Source organism: Uliginosibacterium sp. TH139 (genome assembly GCF_002855595.1).
Lineage (GTDB): Bacteria > Pseudomonadota > Gammaproteobacteria > Burkholderiales > Rhodocyclaceae > Uliginosibacterium > Uliginosibacterium aquaticum.
Window position 1 is genome coordinate 103,417 of the sequence record NZ_PKRR01000009.1, and the last position, 19,874, is coordinate 123,290.

19 protein-coding genes are annotated in these 19,874 nt (G+C 64.8%); 9 read left to right on the plus strand and 10 right to left on the minus strand.

Annotation, left to right across the window (positions count from 1 at the left end):
• Nucleotides 1-34 precede the first annotated feature (34 nt).
• Nucleotides 35-937, plus strand: coding sequence for a LysR family transcriptional regulator (locus C0V76_RS17380; RefSeq protein ID WP_101944170.1), 903 nt, complete (start codon nucleotides 35-37; stop codon nucleotides 935-937).
• An 84-nt stretch (nucleotides 938-1,021) separates the two neighbouring features.
• Entirely contained in the window at nucleotides 1,022-2,272 is a 1,251-nt protein-coding gene (locus C0V76_RS17385; protein ID WP_101944171.1) for an alpha/beta hydrolase, read from the plus strand.
• Nucleotides 2,273-2,292: 20 nt separating this feature from the next.
• Here the strand turns inward: C0V76_RS17385 and C0V76_RS17390 are convergent, their stop codons facing one another.
• Entirely contained in the window at nucleotides 2,293-3,672 is a 1,380-nt protein-coding gene (locus C0V76_RS17390; RefSeq protein WP_101944172.1) for an esterase-like activity of phytase family protein, read from the minus strand.
• Between the two features lie 193 nt (nucleotides 3,673-3,865).
• Between C0V76_RS17390 and C0V76_RS17395 the strand changes: the two genes are divergently transcribed.
• On the plus strand, nucleotides 3,866-4,747 hold the full coding sequence (locus tag C0V76_RS17395; protein ID WP_158239272.1) for a TIGR02285 family protein: 882 nt from the start codon (nucleotides 3,866-3,868) through the stop codon (nucleotides 4,745-4,747).
• 53 nt (nucleotides 4,748-4,800) lie between these two features.
• On the opposite strand, the gene C0V76_RS17400 is transcribed toward C0V76_RS17395, so the two are convergent.
• The 8 genes from C0V76_RS17400 to ppx form a co-directional block, all read right to left on the minus strand.
• Nucleotides 4,801-5,691, minus strand: coding sequence for a dienelactone hydrolase family protein (locus tag C0V76_RS17400; RefSeq protein ID WP_101944174.1), 891 nt, complete (start codon nucleotides 5,689-5,691; stop codon nucleotides 4,801-4,803).
• 167 nt (nucleotides 5,692-5,858) lie between these two features.
• Entirely contained in the window at nucleotides 5,859-7,199 is a 1,341-nt protein-coding gene (locus C0V76_RS17405) for an EAL domain-containing protein (protein WP_101944175.1), read from the minus strand.
• Nucleotides 7,200-7,395: 196 nt separating this feature from the next.
• Nucleotides 7,396-8,160 carry a TatD family hydrolase gene (locus C0V76_RS17410; protein WP_101944176.1) on the minus strand — a complete coding sequence of 255 codons (765 nt, stop codon included), beginning with the start codon at nucleotides 8,158-8,160 and terminating at the stop codon, nucleotides 7,396-7,398.
• Nucleotides 8,161-8,184: 24 nt separating this feature from the next.
• Complete coding sequence (locus C0V76_RS17415) at nucleotides 8,185-8,760, minus strand: hypothetical protein (RefSeq protein WP_101944177.1); 576 nt, start codon at nucleotides 8,758-8,760, stop codon at nucleotides 8,185-8,187.
• Nucleotides 8,761-8,762: 2 nt separating this feature from the next.
• Nucleotides 8,763-9,695 carry an MlaD family protein gene (locus tag C0V76_RS17420; RefSeq protein ID WP_101944178.1) on the minus strand — a complete coding sequence of 311 codons (933 nt, stop codon included), beginning with the start codon at nucleotides 9,693-9,695 and terminating at the stop codon, nucleotides 8,763-8,765.
• A gap of 2 nt (nucleotides 9,696-9,697) precedes the next feature.
• Nucleotides 9,698-10,492: an ABC transporter ATP-binding protein gene (locus tag C0V76_RS17425; protein WP_101944179.1), complete on the minus strand. Its 795-nt coding sequence runs from the start codon at nucleotides 10,490-10,492 to the stop codon at nucleotides 9,698-9,700.
• Complete coding sequence (locus C0V76_RS17430) at nucleotides 10,489-11,601, minus strand: ABC transporter permease (RefSeq protein ID WP_101944180.1); 1,113 nt, start codon at nucleotides 11,599-11,601, stop codon at nucleotides 10,489-10,491. The genes C0V76_RS17425 and C0V76_RS17430 overlap by 4 nt, the downstream gene beginning before the upstream one ends.
• A gap of 2 nt (nucleotides 11,602-11,603) precedes the next feature.
• Nucleotides 11,604-13,115 (minus strand): exopolyphosphatase, encoded by a 1,512-nt coding sequence (gene ppx, locus C0V76_RS17435; protein ID WP_101944181.1) that lies wholly within the window; start codon nucleotides 13,113-13,115, stop codon nucleotides 11,604-11,606.
• A 165-nt stretch (nucleotides 13,116-13,280) separates the two neighbouring features.
• Between ppx and ppk1 the strand changes: the two genes are divergently transcribed.
• The 6 genes from ppk1 to fliL all read left to right on the plus strand — a co-directional run bounded on the left by ppk1 (nucleotide 13,281) and on the right by fliL (nucleotide 19,179).
• Entirely contained in the window at nucleotides 13,281-15,380 is a 2,100-nt protein-coding gene (ppk1, locus tag C0V76_RS17440) for a polyphosphate kinase 1 (protein ID WP_254048291.1), read from the plus strand.
• Nucleotides 15,381-15,475: 95 nt separating this feature from the next.
• A complete protein-coding gene (locus C0V76_RS17445; RefSeq protein WP_101944182.1) occupies nucleotides 15,476-15,802 on the plus strand; it encodes a DUF2249 domain-containing protein in 327 nt (108 codons plus the stop codon).
• A gap of 56 nt (nucleotides 15,803-15,858) precedes the next feature.
• Complete coding sequence (locus C0V76_RS17450; RefSeq protein WP_101944183.1) at nucleotides 15,859-17,307, plus strand: alpha/beta fold hydrolase; 1,449 nt, start codon at nucleotides 15,859-15,861, stop codon at nucleotides 17,305-17,307.
• A 12-nt stretch (nucleotides 17,308-17,319) separates the two neighbouring features.
• On the plus strand, nucleotides 17,320-18,183 hold the full coding sequence (locus C0V76_RS17455; RefSeq protein ID WP_101944184.1) for a neutral zinc metallopeptidase: 864 nt from the start codon (nucleotides 17,320-17,322) through the stop codon (nucleotides 18,181-18,183).
• A 25-nt stretch (nucleotides 18,184-18,208) separates the two neighbouring features.
• Nucleotides 18,209-18,664, plus strand: coding sequence for a hypothetical protein (locus C0V76_RS17460; protein ID WP_101944185.1), 456 nt, complete (start codon nucleotides 18,209-18,211; stop codon nucleotides 18,662-18,664).
• A 92-nt stretch (nucleotides 18,665-18,756) separates the two neighbouring features.
• Nucleotides 18,757-19,179 (plus strand): flagellar basal body-associated protein FliL, encoded by a 423-nt coding sequence (gene fliL / locus C0V76_RS17465; RefSeq protein ID WP_101944186.1) that lies wholly within the window; start codon nucleotides 18,757-18,759, stop codon nucleotides 19,177-19,179.
• 157 nt (nucleotides 19,180-19,336) lie between these two features.
• On the opposite strand, the gene C0V76_RS17470 is transcribed toward fliL, so the two are convergent.
• Nucleotides 19,337-19,852 (minus strand): M48 family metallopeptidase, encoded by a 516-nt coding sequence (locus tag C0V76_RS17470; protein WP_101944187.1) that lies wholly within the window; start codon nucleotides 19,850-19,852, stop codon nucleotides 19,337-19,339.
• Nucleotides 19,853-19,874: the final 22 nt, after the last annotated feature.

The following is a 19,874-nucleotide window of genomic DNA, read 5'->3' on the forward strand; positions in this document are numbered from 1 at the left end:
GCCTGATTCGCAACAATCACTCCGGAGAGCCCGCATGGACCGCTTCGCCGCCATGAACGTTTTCTGCAAGGTCGTCGAGCTTGGCAGTTTTGCTGCAGCCGCCGAGCATCTTGAAATGTCCACCTCGGCCGTTTCGCGCCAGCTGGCCCAACTCGAAGCCCTGCTCGACGCTCGCCTGCTCAACCGCAGCACCCGTCGCCTGAGCCTCACCGAGAACGGCCGCGCCTACTATGAGCGCTGCCTGCAGCTGTTGGCCGAGCTTGAAGAAGTCGAGGAGATGGTCGGCAACGCCGATGCCAGCCCGCGCGGCACGCTGCGCCTGACCGCCCCGATCAGCTTCGGTGCCACCCACCTCGCCCCGGCACTGGGCGAGTTCGCACGCCTGCACCCGGCCATGAAGTTCGACGTTCAGCTCTCCGACCGCCCGGTGGACCTGATCGAGGAAGGCCTTGATCTCGCCATCCGCATCGGCCGCCCGGCCCATCAGAACCTGGTGGCCCGGCGCATCGGCAGCACCCACTTGCTCACCTGCGCCAGCCCGGACTACCTCGCCCGTCATGGCACGCCGCAGAGCCCGCAGGAGCTGACGCAACATGCCTGCTTCGCCTACGCCTACGCCGAGGAAGCCAATGCCTGGCGCTTCCAGCGCGACGCGGAAACCGAGCTGCAGGTGCGCTTCGAGGCCAGCATCGGCGCCAACAACGGCACCGTGCTCGCCGAACTCGCGGCCGCCGGCCACGGTATCACCCGCGCCCCGGAATTCATCCTCGGCCCCTACATCGCCAGCGGGCGCCTCAAGGCCATCCTGACCGACTGGCCCGGGCCGGCACTACCGATCTCGGCCATGTACCCGAGCCGCAAGCACCTTGCCGCCCGCGTGCGCAGCTTCGTCAGCTTCATGGAGACCTGGCTGGCGCGGCAGCCGGCCCAGGCCTGAGCCGGCAGGGCCATCGGTGACACAGCCGTGCAACATGCCGTCTGCTTTAATGAGTCTGCATACTCCCCGCTCAGGCCTCAGACCATGCCCTTGCTCCGACTCCTTTCCGTCTGCGCTGCCCTGCTGCTTGCCGGCTGCGGCAACTTCCTCAACCTGAAGCAGAACCTGGAGGAATACCAGAGCCACTACACGGCGGCGCCGATCAGCGTTCGCGCCGAGGACTGTGCGAACTGCCTCCTGTTTGCCGTCATCATGGCGCGCGACGAACCGGGCAAGGTCCTCAGCTTCCGTCTGCTCACGCAGGATGAGAGCTGGCGCGCGCTGCTGCCGAAAAATGCCGGCAGCGTGTTTGCCTTCCGTGATCTCGACCAGGACTTCACTTACAGCGCGACCGAGCCATACGCGGAATTCCCATTGCCCGTCAGCGTAAGCGCGGGACAGGCACCGGACGCCATGCTCCTGCACATCCCAGCACGCCCATCCGCCCCGGCCGGCAACCCGCCAGGCAGCAGCCTGCTCGGTGCGCTGGGCGCCATTGCCGATGGCTTTCATCTGCACAGCGGCAGCCTCACCACCCTCGATGATCCGCGCTTCAGCGCCGAGTTCGCCCGCCAGGGCATGTGGGAAGCGCTGGACTTCATCCGTCAGGAGCGGGCCGGCATCTACTTCCTGGAGCCCTATGATGCAACGCGCACGCCGGTACTCTTCGTGCACGGCATCAGCGGCCACCCGGGCGAGTTCAAGGCCTTACTGGCAAGCCTGGATCGCCGCCGCTTTCAGCCCTGGTTCTTCTATTACCCTTCCGGCCTCGAAATCCCCACCGTCAGCAGCGGCCTGCACAGCCTGCTGAGCAAGCTCCATTACCAGCACCGCTTTACCGATCTGCACATCGTTGCCCATAGCATGGGTGGGCTAGCCGTAAGAGCCTTGCTGGCCGATTGCGAGCAGGCGCGCAGCTGTCCTTACCTGCGCAGCTTCATCTCACTGTCCTCACCTTTCGGCGGCGATTGGGCGGCGCAGAGCGGCGTCGATCATTCACCGGTGGTGATGCCGGTCTGGCGCAGCATGGCCCGGCAAGGTCCGTTCATGCGCACGCTGTTCGCGCGCCCGCTGCCCCGGCAGCTTAGCCATCACGCAGGTTTTGGCTTCCTGAACGAAGGCCTGTTCAGCCACAAGAGCGGAGACGGCGTGATTCCGCTGGAGAGCCAGCTCCGCGCCGAAATGCAGCAGCAAGCCACGAGTATTCGTGGCTTCAATACGACCCACGCCGGCATCCTCGAAGACCCTGCTGCAATCGCCTGGGTAATGGCACTGCTGGAGCAGGCCGCGCACTGACGACGCGGCCCCTGATAGGCTCAGAAGCCTTTCAGGCCCTGCAGCGGCTGGCGCAAGCGGATCAGCCAAAGAGAGGTCGGCTCATGATTTGGCTCGACGCTGAGCTGGCCGCCTGCGGTGAGCTTGCCGTTCTCGACCCGGTAAGCCCCGACATTGTCACCCTGTGCACCGCTCAGCCGAGTCTGCAGGCCGAAATCATTGTCGTTGATCACCGCGATGCCATCTTCCAGCAGCGCCAGGCCCTCGGCCTTCTCAGCCTGCCAGCCCAGCTCGCGCAGATCCAGCAAGGCTTTCACCTGCACCATGCGCACGCCCTTCAGCTCGGCCTCGCTGGCAAACTCGAGGGCCTGCCCGCTCTGCGTGCGGCGCTCGCTGATGTCCTCGGCATCACGGATATCGATCAGCTGGATCAGGTTGCGCATGCCGTTCTTGCCAGCGCCCTGATCGATCAGGGCGAAGCGCCCATCGTCGATGGCCACCAGATCGCCAATCTTGGCGTCGCCAGCGCGCCGGTAGTGCTTCAGATCAAGCGGGTAGGCAAACTGGCGGGTCTTGCCGCTGACCGGATCGAGTTCGACGATGCGCGTGAAGCGGGCCTGGTGCTTACTCTTGCCATCGATATCGAGCGTGGACTGCACGGCCGCATAAACCTTGCCGGAAGGGCTCAGCGCCACGCCCTCGAAACCGCGATTGGGCTGACGCGCTGCGAGGATCTCCGGCAGGCCCTTGCCCGGCGCATAGTGGCGCAGCACCTGGCCGCGCGCATCGAGCTGGGTCAGGAAGGGACCGTATTCGTCGACGATCCAGAAATTGCCCGCGCGATCGCGCACGATGCCTTCCGGGTCCAGTCCGCGCAGGCTGAAGGGCAAGGGCTGCAAATGATCATCAAGCGCTTGCTCGCCGCTGGCGCCAGTCTGGCCGACCGGAATCGGCAAGCCAGAGGCCGGCTCGGCGCCAAAATGGATCGGCAGCGTACGCAGCACGCGCGCGCCCTCGCCCGGTCTCACCCGGATCTCGGCCAGGCGCGGCACGAAAGCCGGCACCAGGAAAATCTTGCTGGCCTGCTCACGGCCCGCCTTGCGAACGGAGGGCGAATCCGCGTTGGGGCCGCGATCACCGATGCCCCAGAACACCAGCTCGCCCTCCGCGGAGCGGCCCGCATAGCTCAGGCCGGAGCCGGGCGCGTAGGGCAGGCTGCCATCGAAGGCCGCCGCAAAAGCGCCGGCGTAAGGCAGGCGCTCGCGCTGCGGCAGGCGCACTTCGTAGCGCTCCACGCTGCGCACCGCCGGATGAGTGGCTGCAACCTGTTCGAAGGCTTTGCCCTGCAAGGGCGACAGCGCATCGGGGCTATGCGCACAGGCAGCCAGCAGCACGGGCAGAAGGGCAAGGCTTGAACGCATGGTGTTCTCCGGACAAAAGGCGAGAGTCTCTGCCTGACAGCTTACAGGCGGATGACAGGCCCTTGCCTGTGCAGCTGCCCTCTGCCCACACCCACCCGCCGCGTGAGACGGGTAACAGCTCCACAGACAGCAGCTTTCGATGCTCAGGCATGCAGTCTATGCTGAGGACTCACCCTGTTCGCGAGCCTTCTCCATGCTCCGCTGCCGACCTTGCTGCCTTCTGCTGCTCCTGCTCAGTCCACTTCTGCGCGCGGCCGAGCCAGCTGCAGAAGTGATCTGGTACTACCCGGATTTCCCGCCGACCTACATCGTAGCGGGCCCCTACAAGGGCGAAGGCCTGGCAGACAAACGCGAGGCCTTCATTCTCCGGGCGCTGGGTGAATTTCGTCACAGTCGCGTGATGGCCAACACGGCGCGCATGATGCAGGACATGAGGCAACGCGAGATCTGTCAGAGCGCCATGCTCAAGACGCCCGAACGCGAGACTTTCATGGTGTTTTCCGAACCCGTTGCTGAACTGCTGCCCGCCGGGTTGATCGTCAGCACCGAGCGCAAGGCCGAGATTGCGCCACACCTGAATCCGCGCGGTGAAGTTCGCCTGCCCGAGCTGCTGAAAGCCGGCAGGCTGAAAGTGCTGATGGCGGCAGGGCGCAGCTATGGCGAGCATGTCGATGCAGCCCTGAAACTCGGCCGCAACAAGCGCAGCGTGGAAGCCTTCTATGCGCCGGATCTGTTTGTGAGCGGCCTGCTCACGGTCGTGCGGCAGAAAAAAGCTGATGCCGTGGTCGGCTATCCGATCGAACTCATCTGGGCCCAGCAGCAGTTCGAGCTCGCGCCAGACACCCTGCTGTTTCTGCCGATAGAAAGTGAAACCCAGCTCCTGCAATCACGCGTGGGGTGCTCACGTGGCCCTACGGGTGAAGCGGTGGTGGCCCACGTCAACGAGCTGCTGCGCAACGGCCAGCTCGCTGAGGTGGCCGAGCGTGCCTACCTGGAGTGGGTGCCGGAAGCCAATCACGCCTACTACCGCCAGTTGCGCCAGACCAGCAAGCGCGAGAGCGCCCCCGCCCGCTAGATGCGAAAAGGGGCGCAGCACGCTACGCCCCTTTTTCCCTGCCCTGGCTTCGATCAGCCCAGATGGCGCTTGAGGAAATCCAGCGTGCGCTGCCAGGCCAGCTTGGCCGCAGCTTCGTTATAGCGCGCGGCGCCGGTGTCATTGTTGAAGGCGTGATTCACCCCCTCATACAGGAACAGTTCATATGGCTTGCCAGCGGCCTTGAGCGCCGCCTCGTAGGCCGGAATACCCGCATTGATGCCCTGATCGAGGCCGGCATAGTGCAGTTGCAGCGGCGCCTTGATCTTCGGCACATCCTCGGCCTTGGCCTGGCGGCCATAGAAGGCCACGCCAGCGTCCAGATCCGGCGCCAGTACCGCCAACTGGTTGACCGCTGCGCCACCCCAGCAGAAGCCGACCACGCCGACCTTGCCAGTGGACTGGGCGTGGCCCTTGAGGTACTTCAGCGCAGCCAGCGAAATCGCGCCAATGGTGGTGGCATCGAGCTTGCCGATCAGGTCGCGGGCATTGTCTTCATCCGCCGGGGTGCCGCCCAGTGCGCTGAGGTAATCCACACCAAGCGCCAGATAACCCGCCAGCGCGAGGCGACGGGTGATGTCCTGGATATGAGGGTTGAGGCCACGATTCTCGTGGATCACGATCACCGCTGGCAGTTTGCCGCTCACGCCTTTAGGTGCCGCCAGGTAGGCATTGAAGTTGCCGCCGGGGCCGGCAAAGCTGACAGTCTGGGTGCTGATGCGTACATCGTCCGGCGGCAGGATGGCGGCCTGGGCGTAGTTATTTTCAAGAATGGGCAGCAGCGCACTGGCGGCCACCGTGCTACCCGTGATCGCGCTGAGGCGCTTCATGAACACACGGCGCGGCAAAGGCGCATGGGTGTATTCGTCGTAGAGCGCGATGATTTCCTGATTGATGGCCGGCTCCTGGCCCTGCAGCTTGCTCATGCGGCTTCCTCTCGTATCGTGGGTTGGCGGTAGGTCATGCACTGGCTGTTGCAACAGCTCTGCTGGCCAGGGGTAAGCCAGCCTCCGCTATGGATACAGGGGAGAGGAATAAGTTTCAAGCACCAAGGGGCATAGCGCGAGGCTATTGCCCGATCTCAACCGAGCCTTCAGTTCTCGTAGCCCGCATCCAGCGCCGCCCAGTCCACGTCCCCGCAGAGCACGAAACGCTGCGCGCCCTGCTCAATGCAGATCGACACCGTGGCACACAGGCGGCCGCTGGCCACCGACAGATAGGGGCGGGTGGCCTGGGCTTCGCCCGGTGCCCGTATGGCCTTGACGAAATACTCGCGCCGCGACCAGCGTGCGCCCGGCTGGTGACCAAGACGGAAGCTCATTTGTGAATCCGCCACGCGGCCGGCTTCGATGCTCACACCCAGCTGGCAGCCTTCCTGATCCAGCAGATAGAGGCTGTTGGCATAAGGCAGATGCTGCCAGCAGGCCGCCGCCGATTCGAGCGCCTCGCCCCGCCCCAGACGCCAGGCCGCATCACGGATGCAGCGCAGGTAATCGCTCAGGGGATCGAGCCGCGCTTCCGGTTGCGGTAACAGCTCGGTGCTCTGGTGCTGCCAGATCGCACCGATGCGTGCATCGAGCAAGGCATCCTTGCTCACCGGCTGGCTGATCGGGTGGGCGAAATACCAGCCCTGACCGAAATCGATATTGGCATCCATGGCAATCCAGGCCTGATCCAGGGTCTCGATCCCTTCGAGCAGCACCAGGGTGCCGGCCTCGTGCAACAAACTCACGATCTGCGGCAGCAGGCGGCGCACCGAACGATCCTCCGCTGCGCGCGCGGCGAAGGAACGATCGAGCTTGACGACCTCGGGGCGAATCTTCCACACCCGGTCGAAATTCGAGTGGCCGGCACCGAAATCGTCCAGTGCAATCCCCAGCCCCACATCCCGCAAGGCCGCCACACCCTCCTCGAAATGGGCATGGTCGGTGATTTCCTCTTCCACGATCTCGATCACGAAGCGCGACTCGGAACCCTCGACGAATTCGCCGATGGCGCGTGCGGCCTCCAGCGAATCGCCGTGGCGCAGGCTGTCGAAAAGCTGCGGATGCAGGTTCAGAAAGAAGCGCCCGGGCAGGCGGCGCGAATTGATGATGTGCATCAGGCGCGTGGCGCGGTCCAGATGCAGCAGATCGTCCTGACCGAAGAGCGGACTGAACAGGGCGGACGGCGACATGCTGCGCCCGCCGGGACCGACGACGCGCAACAAGGCCTCGTGCGCCACGATGCTGGCGTGGCTGAAACTGACGATGGGCTGGAACACGCTGGCGAGGCGATAACCGCCCCAGTTCAGCTTGAGCTGGCCGTGCTGCCAATCGCTGCCCGCCAGATAGGGGTGCAAACGCTCGGGAACACCGGCCAGCTCCGGGCGGCGCGGCGGGACGGGAGCGGCCGGCCCGAGGCTGCTGAGGATTCCTTCGCTGTTGATGAACATATGGCGGCGGCCCTTCCGTGATGCTGGCGGGCCGGGGCGCACACAGGCGCACCGGCAGAGTTTTATGGTCAGCGCAGATGATCCGGACAGGGCCCCGGCCCGTCTAGAACTTTAGTTATAAATTCGTGAAAAGTTACAAAGTAAGCACACCAACTCCCGACAAACGGCAGCTCACCCCGCCGGCCCGGCGCCTGCCTCACTCGGGCAACCCCAGCGCGGCTCGCGCATTGGCACTGGTGGCGCCCACCACGCTGCTGACATCAAGCCCGCGCAGAGCCGCCAGCTCAATCGCGAAACGCGCCACAGCAGCCGGCTCGTTGCGCATCTGCGCAGCCCAGGCTGGCGGAATGTCTGGCGCGTCAGACTCCAGCACCAACGCTTCGAGCGGCAGGCTGGCCGCCAGCTGGCGGATGCGTGTCGAGCCGGCGTAGGTCATTGCACCACCGAAACCGAGCCGGAACCCCAGCCCGATGAAGGTCTGCGCCTGCTGCAGGCTACCGTTGAAGGCATGGGCGATGCCGCCACGCACACGGTGGCGGCGCAGGTACTTGAGCACCCGGTCCTGGGCGCGGCGGATGTGCAGGATCACCGGCAGATCGAACTCCCGCGCGAGCTTCAGCTGCTCGGCGAAAAACCATTCGCGCCGCGCCGGGTCCGGCTCTGCCTCAAAGCCATCCAGGCCGATCTCGCCGACGGCCACGGCGCCGCCTTCGGCCAGCTGGGCCCGCAAACGGTCGATATCGCCCTCAAGCGCACGATCCACGTAGAGCGGATGAATCCCGCAGGCAAAGGCACTGCCCGGCAAGCTGGCAGCCAGGGCACGCACCGCGGGGCCATTGGCGATTTCGACGGCCGGCAGCACGAAGCGCGTCACACCCGCGGCGCAAGCCCGCGCCACGACCGCAGCACGGTCGGGATCGAACTCGGGAGCATCCAGATGCAGGTGGGTGTCGATCAACATCCGGCGCTCACCCGTTGAAGGACCTCAGGGCTGCAGGCAGAACTGCTCGATATCGCCGCTGATCCAGGCACTGGTGATCTCCGCGAGCTGGATCACGGCCTGGCGCTCACCGATGGCCAGCGCGGAGGGCTCCACCTTCTCCAGCGGCACCCGCACATCGACGATGCGCCGATACACCGAAGTGCGTCCATCGAGCGAGATGCGCAGCGTGCCGGCGAGCAAGGCGGTGGCTTTGTCGGCTTCATCGATTTCGAGGATGAAGTCGGACAGCAACAGGTTCAGCCGGCAGCGCCCAGCCGGATCCATCGGCAGCAGGCGCGACAAGGCCTGATCCACCAGAGTGGCAGGCGGTGCAGCCCAGCGGTTGAAGGCATACGCACCGCGCGTGGTGGAGCGCTCGGCATCGCGGTAATGCATGTTGAGCCCCGCCACCACCGGCGTCGCGCTCACGGTCAGCGAGCGCAAGGGCAACTGCTTGCGGGCCTGGGTGCGGAAGCCGCCCCCCAGATCATGCTGAATCAGGGCCGGGGTGGCCTTGGGCGCAATGCCGCAACCGGCCAGCAAAGTCGTCAGCACGACAAGGAGAGAAAAGATCTTCATGGTCACGGTGCGTGCTCGCCTGGGCCGGCCTCCTGCTGGCGCTTGCCGAGCAGGAGTAATTGCGGGTTGCGCTCGATATCGTCCAGCACCCGGGAGAGCTGCTGGGTGTTGGTCTGCAGTTCAAGCATCAGCTGGTTCATGCGTGGCAGGGTCTCAGCGGTCAGGCTGGCCTGCACATCGCCGCCGAGCTTGTCGATACGTGTGCCGGCAGCGGCAACCTTGCCGGCCGCATTCCGGAAATCTTCCACCGCCGGACCCAGCTTGGTGGACAAGCCGCGCAGCTGGTCCAGCGTGTCGGCCAGTCGCTCGGCGTTTTCGGGCGCCGAAAAGCGGCGCAGGTCGGCGGCGAGGCCGGCCGTCTGGCTCAGCGCCTTTTCCAGATTGGCCGAGCTGGCGGCGAGGTTCTGCAAGGTCTGGTCGATGCGCGCCACATTCTCTTCCGAGAGCAGCTTCTCGACGCGCTCGCTGCTCCTCCTGAGGCGGGCCATGACTTCCTGGGCGCCCTCAGTGGCGTTCTCCATCAGAGAGCCACCCGTGCTCATGGCAATCAGCGGCAGGCCGCTGCCGGGCATGATCTTGGGTGGCACCGGGTCCGAGCCATCATCATCGAGCTGGATGAAGCCCTGGCCGGTAAGACCCTGGGTGCCGATGCGGGCGCGGGTGCCACGGGTGATCGGAATATCCGAATCCACGCGCACAAGGATGTTTACCTCGCGGGTATCGGTGAGGTCGACATCGATCACCTTGCCCACCCGCACGCCGCGATAGCGCACGGCGGCCTGCGGATTAAGACCGGTGACGCTCTTCGGCGACACGATCAGGTAGCGCGTCGTATCCTGCGCACCGCCCGAAAACCACCAGAACCCGGCCAGCGCGGCAGCGCCCAGCACCAAGGTAAAGAGGCCGACCATCAGGGCGTAAGCGCGGTTTTCCATCTTCAGTCGGAATCCGGTTCGGGCGGAGCTTCGTCCACCGTCGCGTGGTAGCGGAAAAATTTCTGGATGAAGGGATGCTCGACAGCATGAATCTCGTCGAGCGTGCCTGCGGCGAGTATACGGTGTTCGGCCAGCACCGCAACGCGGTTGGCCAGCGCCGAGAGGGTATCCAGGTCATGCGTCACGAAAACCACGGTGAGCCCCAGTTCGCCGTGCAGCTGACGGATCAGGCGCACGAAGCCGGCACTGCGCTCCGGATCCAGCCCGGCAGTGGGCTCATCGAGCAGCAGCAGCTCGGGCTCCAGCGCCAGGGAACGGGCCAGTGCTGCACGCTTGACCATGCCACCGGAAAGCTCGGCCGGCATCAGGCCGGCATGGCGCGGCTCCAGCTCCACCAGCGCCATCTTCGAGAGCACCAGCGGACGGATCTCGTCTTCATGCAGACCGCCGAATTCACGGAGCGGAAAAGCGATATTGTCGAACACCGAAAAAGCCGAAAACAGCGCGCCATGCTGGAACAGCACCCCCATCCTGCGCAGGCGCGCAAAGCGCTCGGCGCGGTGGCCAGCCTGGTGCCGCTCGCCGAACAGCAGGACCTCGCCCAGGGTCGGCCGGCTCAGCCCGATCATCTGGCGCAGCAAGGTCGTCTTGCCGGCGCCCGAGCCGCCCACCAGGGCCAGCAGATCGCCCCGCTCGACCTTCAAATCCAGATTGCGATGGATCCAGTGCCCGCCCAAGCGGGTACACACATCGCGCAGCTCGATCACCGGCACGCTCGTCGTGCCCGTCGTACTCATCGCAGCGGCACTCCGACTCCGCGCGTCAGCATCGCGAAGACAGCATCCAGCAGGATCACCGCCGTAATCGCCGTCACCACGGCGGAGGTGGTGTTGCGCGACAGACTTTCGGTATTGGGGCGAATACGCAGGCCGAAATGACAAGCGATCAGCGCGATGGCTACGCCGAACACGGCCCCCTTGGAGAGGCCGATGTAGAGGTTCTGCACCGGCACCACATGCGGCAGCGACATCAGGAAGAAACGCCAGTCGATCTCAAGCTGCAGGTCCGCCGCCAGCATGCCGCCGCCCAGCGCAGCCACCGAGGTCCACAGCACCAGCAAGGGCATCGCAATCGCCATCGCCAGCACTTTGGGCCAGATCAGGCGCTGATAGGGCGAAACGCCGATCGCCGACAGCGCATCGAGCTCCTCGGTAACGCGCATCACGCCGAGCTGGGCCGTGATCGCCGAGCCGGAGCGCCCGGCCACCAGGATCGACACCAACACCGGCCCGAGCTCGCGGATGATGCCGATACCAAGGATGTTGATGATCAGCGCGTCAGCCCCGAAGTTGCGCAGCTGCAAGGCCGACAGGTAGCTCAGCACGATGCCGATCAGGAAACCCACCAGGGCCGAGATTGGCATGGCCTGCACGCCGGCCTTGTAGAGCGCTGCCGAAAACTCCTTGAACGGAATGCTGCGCGGCTCGATCAGCAGACGCCCCACTTCGCTCACCACCATCCCCAGCATGTGGCTGAAGTCGCGTAACTGGTCGAGCAGGCCAAGCACCGTGCGCCCCACCCGCAACACAGGAAGCCACGGGTCGCGATGCGGCGATGGCGGGCGCAGGCCTGCCAGCGGCTTGATACGATCAAAGGCACTGTGCAGCGCCGGCGGCATGACCAGGGTTTCCGGCTCACGCATGCCCCAGGCACGCCACAGCAGCAGCGCACCGAAGCTGTCGATGCGACTGATCTGAGACAGATCCCACACCGGCACCGCGCGCACCACCAGCAAACGCGCACGTAACCACACCAGACGCGGGCGCAGCGCGGCGAGAGTCCAGTCTCCCGAGAGGCGGCAGTGCGCGCCTTCGTGTTCCAGATGCGGTTGCGGACGCGCCTGCATCGTCAGACGCCTAGCGCATCCGCAGGACGCCGGGCACGTACCCGCAAGCTGCGGCCAAGACGCGCCCACTGCGCCTCTTCATCGTGCAGGGCTGCAGCACTCAGCGGAGAGGCCTGCAGCCAGTCCTGGGCAGCGTGCACGATGAAGCCGCCACGCTTGTCGAGCTCGACCTGAACCGGCACCGCTTCGCGCGGCTGACGTGAGCGATGCAGCATCGTAGCCAGACGCAGGCACAGGATCAAACGCCAGTCCGGGCTCTGCGGGCCGAGCGCCTGAACCCGTTCAAGCTTGCCGCGATGGGCCAGCGCCAGCCTTGCCAGGCGCCCCTGCTCCATGCGCGAAAAGCCCGGCATGTCGGCGTTAGCCACAATGTAGGCACTGTGCTTGTGGTAGCTCGAATGCGCCACCGACAGGCCGATTTCGTGCAGCTGGGCGGCCCACTCAAGGAAGCGCCGTTCATCCCGTGCCAGCTCCTCGTTCTCACCCGCCAGCAACGGCACCAGCAATTGCAGCGCGGTATCGGCCACCCGGCGGGCCTGGGCGGCATCCACCTGATAACGGCGCACAAAGTTTTCCACCGTTGCATCGCGTAAGTCATGGCGGTGATAGCGCCCGAGCAGGTCGTAGAGCACGCCGAGGCGCAGAGCGCCATCGGAGAACTCCATGCGCTCGAGGCCAAACGCCGTAAAGATCGCCGACATGATCGCGAAGCCGCCGGCAAACACCGGCAGACGGTCGTTCTTAAGGCCTTCGAGCTGCAGCTTGTCGACATGGCCAGCGCGCAGCATCAGCTCGCGCAGCTTGTCGATGCCATCGCGGGTGATGCCGCCGCTAGACAGGCCATTGAGTTCCAGCACGTCGCACAAGGCCTTGGCGCTGCCGGAAGAGCCCACCGCCAGCTCCCAGCCGGTGCTGCGGTAAGTCTGGGCGATCGACTCCAGCTCGGTTGCTGCCGCCAGCTCCGCTTCGCGCAGCGCCGCCCGCGTGAGGCGCCCCTGTGGGAAGAAGCGCAGGGTATAGCTGACGCAGCCCATGTACAGCGATTCGAGATGCAGGGGCTCAAAATCGCGGCCGATGATGAATTCGGTGGAACCGCCGCCAATATCGACCACCAGTTGCTGACGCTGCGGATCCGGCAGGGTATGCGCCACGCCGACATAAATCAGGCGTGCTTCCTCGCGCCCGGCGATCACCTCGATCGGGAAGCCCAGCGCCTCTTCGGCGCGCAGCAGGAACTCCGGGGCGTTCTTGGCCACCCGCAAGGTATTGGTTGCTACCGCACGCACTGCATCCGGGCGAAACCCGCGCAGGCGCTCGTTGAAGCGGCGCAGGGCCTCGAGTCCGCGCTGCTGGGCTGCCTCGTCGAGCAGCTTGTCCGGCCCCAGACCGGCGGCCAGGCGCACCGCCTCCTTGAGGCCATCGAGCGGATAGATCTGATCCCCCTGCACCCGCCCGACCATCAGGCGAAAGCTGTTGGAACCCAGATCAACGGCACAGACGAGACTTTGCGGCATGAGCAGAATGTGCGCTTGGCAATCGAAGCCCCGATTCTAGCCCGGAAAACCGGGCTCCACGGCAGCTGTCGGCGCTGCCCGCATGGCGCCTGACGCTGTCATCATGCTGTAACTAGAATGTCACACACTCACGCGCCGACCCTGTTGCGCGCCGATCCCACTCTCATGCCTGCCATGCCCCATTCGCTGACCTACCCCACGCCCGCACCAGAGAACCTGCTCAATCGCGAGCTTTCCATCCTGGCCTTCCAGCGCCGGGTGCTGGCCCAGGCTGCCGACGACAACGTGCCCCTGCTTGAGCGCCTGAAATACCTGTGCATCGTGTCGAGCAACATGGACGAGTTCTTCGAAATCCGCGTGGCCGGCATCAAAGAGCAGATCAAGCAGGGCAGCGCCAACTACGCCGGCCTCTCGCCCAAGAACCACTATCGCCAGATCAGCCAGGAAGTGCACGAGATCATCGCCGAGCAGTACGCCCTGCTCAACGAAGAGATCCTGCCCGGCCTCGCCAAAGAAAGCATCGTGTTCCTGCGCCGCTCGCTGTGGACTGCCGAACAGAGCGCCTGGGTACGCGCATACTTTGAAAACCAGGTCATGCCCATCCTCACGCCGGTGGGGCTGGACCCAGCCCATCCCTTCCCGCGCCTCCTGAACAAGAGCCTTAATTTCGTGGTGGAGCTCGAAGGGCGTGACGCCTTCGGGCGCAGCTCAAACATCGCCATCGTGCAGGCCCCGCGTGCCCTGCCACGAGTGATTCGGCTGCCGCGCGAGCTCACCGGCCTCGAGCATGGATTCGTGTTCCTCTCCTCGGTGCTGCACGCCTTCGTCGGCGAGCTGTTCCCGGGCATGAACGTACTCGGCTGTTACCAATTCCGCGTCACCCGCAACAGCGACCTGTTCGTTGATGAAGAAGAGGTCAAGGATCTGCGCAAGACCCTGCAGGGCGAATTGCAGCAGCGCAACTACGGCGACGCGGTGCGCATGGAGGTTGCCGACAACGCCTCGCCGCAGATGGTCGAATTCCTGCAGCAGCAGTTCGGACTCTCCCGTGACGAGGTCTACCGCGTACCCGGCATCGTCAATCTGGTGCGCCTGATGCAGGTGCCGGACTGGGTCGATCGCCCGGACTTGAAATTCAAGCCCTTCGTGCCCTCGCTGCCGAAGAGCCTGGACAAGCGCGCCGATCTCTTCGCCGAGATCCAGGCCCGTGATGTGCTGTTGCACCACCCCTTCCAGAGCTTCGAACCGGTCATCGAACTGCTCCGCGATGCGGCCGATGACCCCAACGTCGTCGCCATCCGCATGACGGTTTACCGCACCGGCACCGACTCCGTGCTCATGGAGCAGTTGCTGCGTGCAGCGCGCAAGGGCAAGGAAGTGAACGTGGTGGTCGAACTGATGGCGCGCTTCGACGAAGAGGCCAACATCAACTGGGCGGCCAAGCTTGAAGACGCAGGCGCCCACGTGGTGTATGGCGTGTTCGGCTACAAGACCCACGCCAAGATGCTGCTGATCGTACGCCGCGAGGAAGACCGCAACGGCCATCAGTTCCTGCGCCGCTATGTGCACCTGGGCACCGGCAACTACCATCCGCGCACCGCCCGCTTCTATACCGACTTCGGCCTGCTGACGGCCAACGAAGAAATCTGTGCCGATGTGCATGAGATCTTCAAGCAGCTCACCGGTCTCGGCCACGCCGAAGAGCTGCGTCACCTGTGGCAATCGCCATTCTCAATGCAGCGCAACGTGATCGCCGCCATCGACGCCGAAGCCGAGGCCGCACGCCAGGGGCGCAAGGGCCGCATCATTGCCAAGATGAACGCCCTGATGGAGCCACAGACCATTCAGGCCCTGTACATGGCCTCCCAGTCCGGTGTCGAGATCGATCTCATCGTACGCGGCGCCTGCGCCCTGCGCCCGGGCGTGGCGGGGCTTTCCGAGAACATCAAGGTGCGCTCGGTAGTCGGTCGCTTCCTCGAACACACCCGGGTCTTCTACTTCCATGCCGACGGCGAGGAGCAGGTCTATCTGTCGAGCGCCGACTGGATGGATCGCAACTTCTTCCGTCGCATCGAATCCTGCTTCCCCATTCTGGATGCCAAGCTCAAGCGCCGCGTAATCCGCGAAGGCCTCAAACCTTACCTGGCTGACAACAGCCAGGCCTGGGAGATGGATGACAACGGCCACTACCGCCGCCGCAGCCCGCGCGCCAATGCCGCCACCCACAATGCGCAGACCCTGCTGATGCTCGAGTTCGGCGGCTGAGCGTTCAGGGGCACTGCGCAAGCTATCCTGGATCAAGGCGGCGGCAGGAGCCCGCCGCCGAGAATCATGGCCTTCATCACCCCACGGAGGCCAGCATGGATTGCTGCAGCGAAAACCATCTCGACACCCACATCTTTGACGCGCGCGGCATCAGCAAGCGCTTCCGTCATTCGGCCATCTTCGGCGCCATCGAATCCCTCGAAGACGGCGAAGTCATGCGCTTCATCAATGATCACGACCCCCTGCCGCTGCTCGCCCAGATGGGCCAACGCTACGGCGGCCAGATCCGCGTCGAGTATGTGGACCGCAGCGGCCCGGTGGTGATTGATTTCCACATCCAGGCCCATCAGCACGCCAGTGAAAGCGAAGGCGCCGGCTCCTGCGGCGGCTCGGGCGGTTGCGGCTGCAGCGGCGGGCGCTGATCGCGCCACGCGGGCTGTTATGATCCGGGCATCCCGCTGCCCGGTTTTCTTGTCGCATGCTGCGTCTGCCAGCCTTCTGTCTTGCGCTCTTCCTGCTTCTGCTCACCGGCCTGACTGCCCAGGCCCAGCCCAGCGCCACGGCCTCGGCACCGAGCTGCGAACTCTGTCGCGAACGCCTGCTCACCCTGAACATCCTGCGTCAGCACGTACCTGCTGACTGGCAACTCTACCGCGAGCGCGAACCGGTCTGGAACAGCCAGACTCTGGTCATCGAAGCCGGTCTGGAACACAGCCAGACCATCCTACTGGTGCATGGCCTGGGCCAGAACGGCTTCACCGACTGGGCCAGCGTCATTCCGGAACTGGCCCGCCAGTATCATGTGCTGGCGCTGGATCTGCCCGGCTTCGGCTACTCCGACGCCCCCACCGGGAAATACTCGCCGACCCACTACGCCCGCGTGCTGAGCGCACTGCTGACACGCCACGCCAAGGGCCCCGCCATCGTCATCGGTCACTCCATGGGTGGCGCAGTGGCGCTGCGCCTGGCCGCCACCCGACCCGAGCTGCTCTCCCGACTGATTCTTGTCGACGCCGCCGGCATCCTGCACCGCACCGCCTTCACCAAACACTCGATCACTGGTCGCCTCGGCTCCGGGCAAACCAGCGGCACTCTGCGCGGCCTGCTCGAACGCGTACGTGATTTCTCCGACAGCACCATTGAGCGCGTCTTTGGTCTGCCGGACCCGGGCCGCCTGCTCAACAGCTCGGAGAGCCTGTGGGGCGGCGCCTTCAGCGGCCAGTCGAACGCCAATGCCGGCATGGCGCTGGTCGAGGAAGATTTCAGCAACGCAGCCACCAGCATGCCGCTGCCCACCTGGCTGATCTGGGGCGAGGCGGACCCGGTCGCCCCACTGCGCACCGGCCAGATGCTCGCCCGACGCCTGCCCCAGGCCCAGTTGCTGAGCCTGCCCGGCGTCGGCCACACGCCAATGGAGTCAGCCAGCTTCAATGCGTTCATGAACCGTCTGGACCACGCCCTAAGCGAAGCGCCGCAAGGCTTCAGCGCACCCCCGGCAGCACCGGCCAGCAGCCGTGACTACCTGTGCCAGGGCGAGGACGGCGGACGCCTCAGCGGCCAGTTCCGCGAAGTGCGCATCGAAAACTGTGCCGGCCTGCTGCTGCAGGATCTCGTCGCCGAACGCCTTATCATCCGCGATTCGATCGTCCAGATGCTCAACACCCGCATCCGTGGCGAAGAGACCGGCATCACCCTCATCAACTCCGAACTCGTCGCCACCGCCAGCGAGATCAATGCCCCCACCGCAATCCATGCCGAACGCGCCCGCCTTGATCTGGCCGGCGTGATTCTTGAGGGCAGCGACACCGCCATCAGCACAGGCAGCACCTCGCGCTTCATCGCCTCCGCCTGCCCGGTGCGCAGCCCGGACTTCATGGGCTTGTGGCACACCAGTGAAACGCGTTCCAATACCCGTCAGTGGCCCTGAGGAGAATCCCAAATGCGCATGGATGGTGACGAGAGCAACAACATCGAGGATCGCCGTGGCAGCCGGATGATTCCGGGTGGGCGGGGTGGCCTGGGCATCGGCGGCATCGTGATCGCACTGGCCGCCTCCTACTTCCTCGGCATCGACCCGAGTGTGGTGCTCAACGGCCTTAGCCTGCTCGAAGGCCGCCAGCCGGCACGAGTAGAGGCCGGCCCGGTGCAGGCCAGCCCGGCTGAAGAAGCCCAGAAGCGCTTCGTAGCCCAAGTCCTGCGCGACACCGAAGTCACCTGGCAGGCGGTTTTCCGCCAGGCCGGACGCGAATACGCCGAGCCGCGCCTGGTGTTGTTCCGCGACGCCACGCAAACCGCCTGTGGCCAGGGTCAGGCTGCCATGGGCCCCTTCTACTGCCCGGCCGACCAGCGCGTCTATCTCGATCTCGACTTCTTCGATGAGCTCGAGCGCCGCTTCAAGGCGCCGGGCAATGCAGCCCAGGCCTATGTGATCGCCCACGAAGTCGGTCATCACGTACAGAACCTGCTGGGCATCTCGGAAAAAGTGCAGCGCGCACGTCAGAACGCCACCGAAAAAGAAGGCAATGCCCTCTCGGTGCGCCTCGAACTGCAGGCTGACTGCCTCGCCGGCGTGTGGGTGCATCACGCCAACCAGCAGCGCAAGGTGCTGGAAGCGGGCGATATCGAACGCGTGCTGAGCGCCGCCAGCGCCATCGGCGACGACACCTTGCAGAAGAACGCGCGCGGTTACGCCACGCCGGACAGTTTCACCCACGGCAGTTCAGCCCAGCGCCAGAAATGGTTCCGCACCGGTTTCGACGCCGGCGACATTCGCCAGTGCGACAGCTTCAAGCGTGGTGTTTAATCAGAAGAGATTCACGGAGCCCCTCATGCTGCCCATCCGCTACCTGCTTGTCTGCCTTGCCCTGCTGAGCCTGCTCGGCGGCTGTGCCACCACCCAGTTCTATCCGCATGAAGCACGCGAGAACCTTCATGAAGGCAAGGGCGGCAGCCGCTTCACGGTAGAAGGTATTGATGTCTGGTTCAACGGCGAGCCGCCGCGCAAATACGCCATCCTCGGCTACATCGACGATCCGCGCGGCCTCCTGGCTGACGACAACCACCGCAGCATCGACTCTGCCGTGCTCGCCAAGGCCCGCGAGATCGGCGCCAATGCGCTGATCGAAGTGCCGATCCCGACGCGCGCCGCCCCCTCCTCCAGCATCATGGTCGGCGGAGGCTCGGGCTACTACGGCGGCGGCTTCTACGGCATGGGGATGGGAGTCGGCGTTCCGCTCAGCGACAGGCAAAGCGTCAAATACACCGCCCTGAAATATCTCGACTGAATCCTGCGGCGCAGCAATTTCCACTTCAGGAAGCCGCAAGGCTGCCGTAGAAACTTCCGGACCCGCCACTTCTCCCCCAACCGGAGGCCCGGATGTTTTCCCCCGTTTCCCTGCTTGCCCGCAGCAGCTTGCTGTTCGCCTCCCTTATTGCCCTGAGCCTGCCACCGGCACGGGCCAGCGGAGGAGGGGGCGAAGGCGCCAGCGGCCCCGCGCCGATGAATTTCATCGTGAATGTGGGCAAGACCGGACGCGGTGGCGTGATCCTCCAGCTCCAGCTGGTCATGGTGCCGGCCAAGCCTGAAAGCGCCAAGCTGATCGACGACTTCAAGCCCATGCTGCAACACAGGGTGCTGATCGTGGTGGCCGGCATGTCGCCAGACGCGCTACGCACCCAGGAAGGGCGTCAGGAACTGGCAGAATCCCTGGTCGAGGAACTCAATACCGATCTCGAAACGGACGAAAAGAGTGGCATCAAGGAGGTGTTCTTTACCTCCTTCATCTTCCAGCAGATGTAAGAACCCTTGGAAAAAAGCCGCACGACCCGTCATTCAGCGCTGTTCATGATCTGATGGCGAGGCCGTGATCAGGGCTCATGCGCTGCTCGGAGTCCTCAGTTATCAACATAAACTCCGGTTCCCGTGCTGGCCTTTCGCTACAGATCGTGACGGCTTCTCAGGCCCACAGCACCGCGCCACCGGACTCGCGCCAGCACAACCAGGCCCGCACATCAAACTCAAGCTGGTGATAGTCCCGCTCCATGTGGCAGCACAGTTGGTAGAAAGCCTTGTCATGATCGCGCTCCTTCAGGTGCGCCAGCTCATGCACTACGATCATGCGCAGGAAAGCCTCAGGCACCTCACGGAACACGCTGGCCACGCGGATCTCGCGCTTGGCTTTGAGTTTCCCTCCCTGCACACGCGAAATCGTGGTGTGCGTGCCGAGCGCATTGCGCAAGGTCTGCAAGCGTGCATCGAAGGCCACCTTGCTGAGCGGCGCGGCATTGCGCAGGCTGCCCGCCTTGAGGCTCTGTACATAGTCGTACAAAGCCGCATCGGAACGAATCTCATGCGCCTGCGGGTAGCGCTGCCGCAAGGCCTCGCCCAGCCGCCCCTGCTCGATGGCGAGCGCCACCTGGCCGCGCAGCGACTCGGGATATCCACTCAGATAGCTCAGCACGACTCCGTCCACGGGAACACTCGCAACACAGGGA

What these genes read in the sequence shown, in the direction of transcription:
- ppk1 (WP_254048291.1), top strand. Translation starts at nt 13,281, where the DNA reads ATGCCTGCCATGCCCCATTCGCTGACCTACCCCACGCCCGCACCAGAG.
- C0V76_RS17405 (WP_101944175.1), bottom strand. Translation starts at nt 7,199, where the DNA reads ATGTTCATCAACAGCGAAGGAATCCTCAGCAGCCTCGGGCCGGCCGCT.
- C0V76_RS17410 (WP_101944176.1), bottom strand. Translation starts at nt 8,160, where the DNA reads ATGTTGATCGACACCCACCTGCATCTGGATGCTCCCGAGTTCGATCCC.
- C0V76_RS17390 (WP_101944172.1), bottom strand. Translation starts at nt 3,672, where the DNA reads ATGCGTTCAAGCCTTGCCCTTCTGCCCGTGCTGCTGGCTGCCTGTGCG.
- C0V76_RS17395 (WP_158239272.1), top strand. Translation starts at nt 3,866, where the DNA reads ATGCTCCGCTGCCGACCTTGCTGCCTTCTGCTGCTCCTGCTCAGTCCA.
- ppx (WP_101944181.1), bottom strand. Translation starts at nt 13,115, where the DNA reads ATGCCGCAAAGTCTCGTCTGTGCCGTTGATCTGGGTTCCAACAGCTTT.
- C0V76_RS17420 (WP_101944178.1), bottom strand. Translation starts at nt 9,695, where the DNA reads ATGGAAAACCGCGCTTACGCCCTGATGGTCGGCCTCTTTACCTTGGTG.
- C0V76_RS17430 (WP_101944180.1), bottom strand. Translation starts at nt 11,601, where the DNA reads ATGCAGGCGCGTCCGCAACCGCATCTGGAACACGAAGGCGCGCACTGC.
- fliL (WP_101944186.1), top strand. Translation starts at nt 18,757, where the DNA reads ATGTTTTCCCCCGTTTCCCTGCTTGCCCGCAGCAGCTTGCTGTTCGCC.
- C0V76_RS17455 (WP_101944184.1), top strand. Translation starts at nt 17,320, where the DNA reads ATGCGCATGGATGGTGACGAGAGCAACAACATCGAGGATCGCCGTGGC.
- C0V76_RS17400 (WP_101944174.1), bottom strand. Translation starts at nt 5,691, where the DNA reads ATGAGCAAGCTGCAGGGCCAGGAGCCGGCCATCAATCAGGAAATCATC.
- C0V76_RS17385 (WP_101944171.1), top strand. Translation starts at nt 1,022, where the DNA reads ATGCCCTTGCTCCGACTCCTTTCCGTCTGCGCTGCCCTGCTGCTTGCC.
- C0V76_RS17425 (WP_101944179.1), bottom strand. Translation starts at nt 10,492, where the DNA reads ATGAGTACGACGGGCACGACGAGCGTGCCGGTGATCGAGCTGCGCGAT.
- C0V76_RS17415 (WP_101944177.1), bottom strand. Translation starts at nt 8,760, where the DNA reads ATGAAGATCTTTTCTCTCCTTGTCGTGCTGACGACTTTGCTGGCCGGT.
- C0V76_RS17460 (WP_101944185.1), top strand. Translation starts at nt 18,209, where the DNA reads ATGCTGCCCATCCGCTACCTGCTTGTCTGCCTTGCCCTGCTGAGCCTG.
- C0V76_RS17445 (WP_101944182.1), top strand. Translation starts at nt 15,476, where the DNA reads ATGGATTGCTGCAGCGAAAACCATCTCGACACCCACATCTTTGACGCG.
- C0V76_RS17450 (WP_101944183.1), top strand. Translation starts at nt 15,859, where the DNA reads ATGCTGCGTCTGCCAGCCTTCTGTCTTGCGCTCTTCCTGCTTCTGCTC.
- C0V76_RS17380 (WP_101944170.1), top strand. Translation starts at nt 35, where the DNA reads ATGGACCGCTTCGCCGCCATGAACGTTTTCTGCAAGGTCGTCGAGCTT.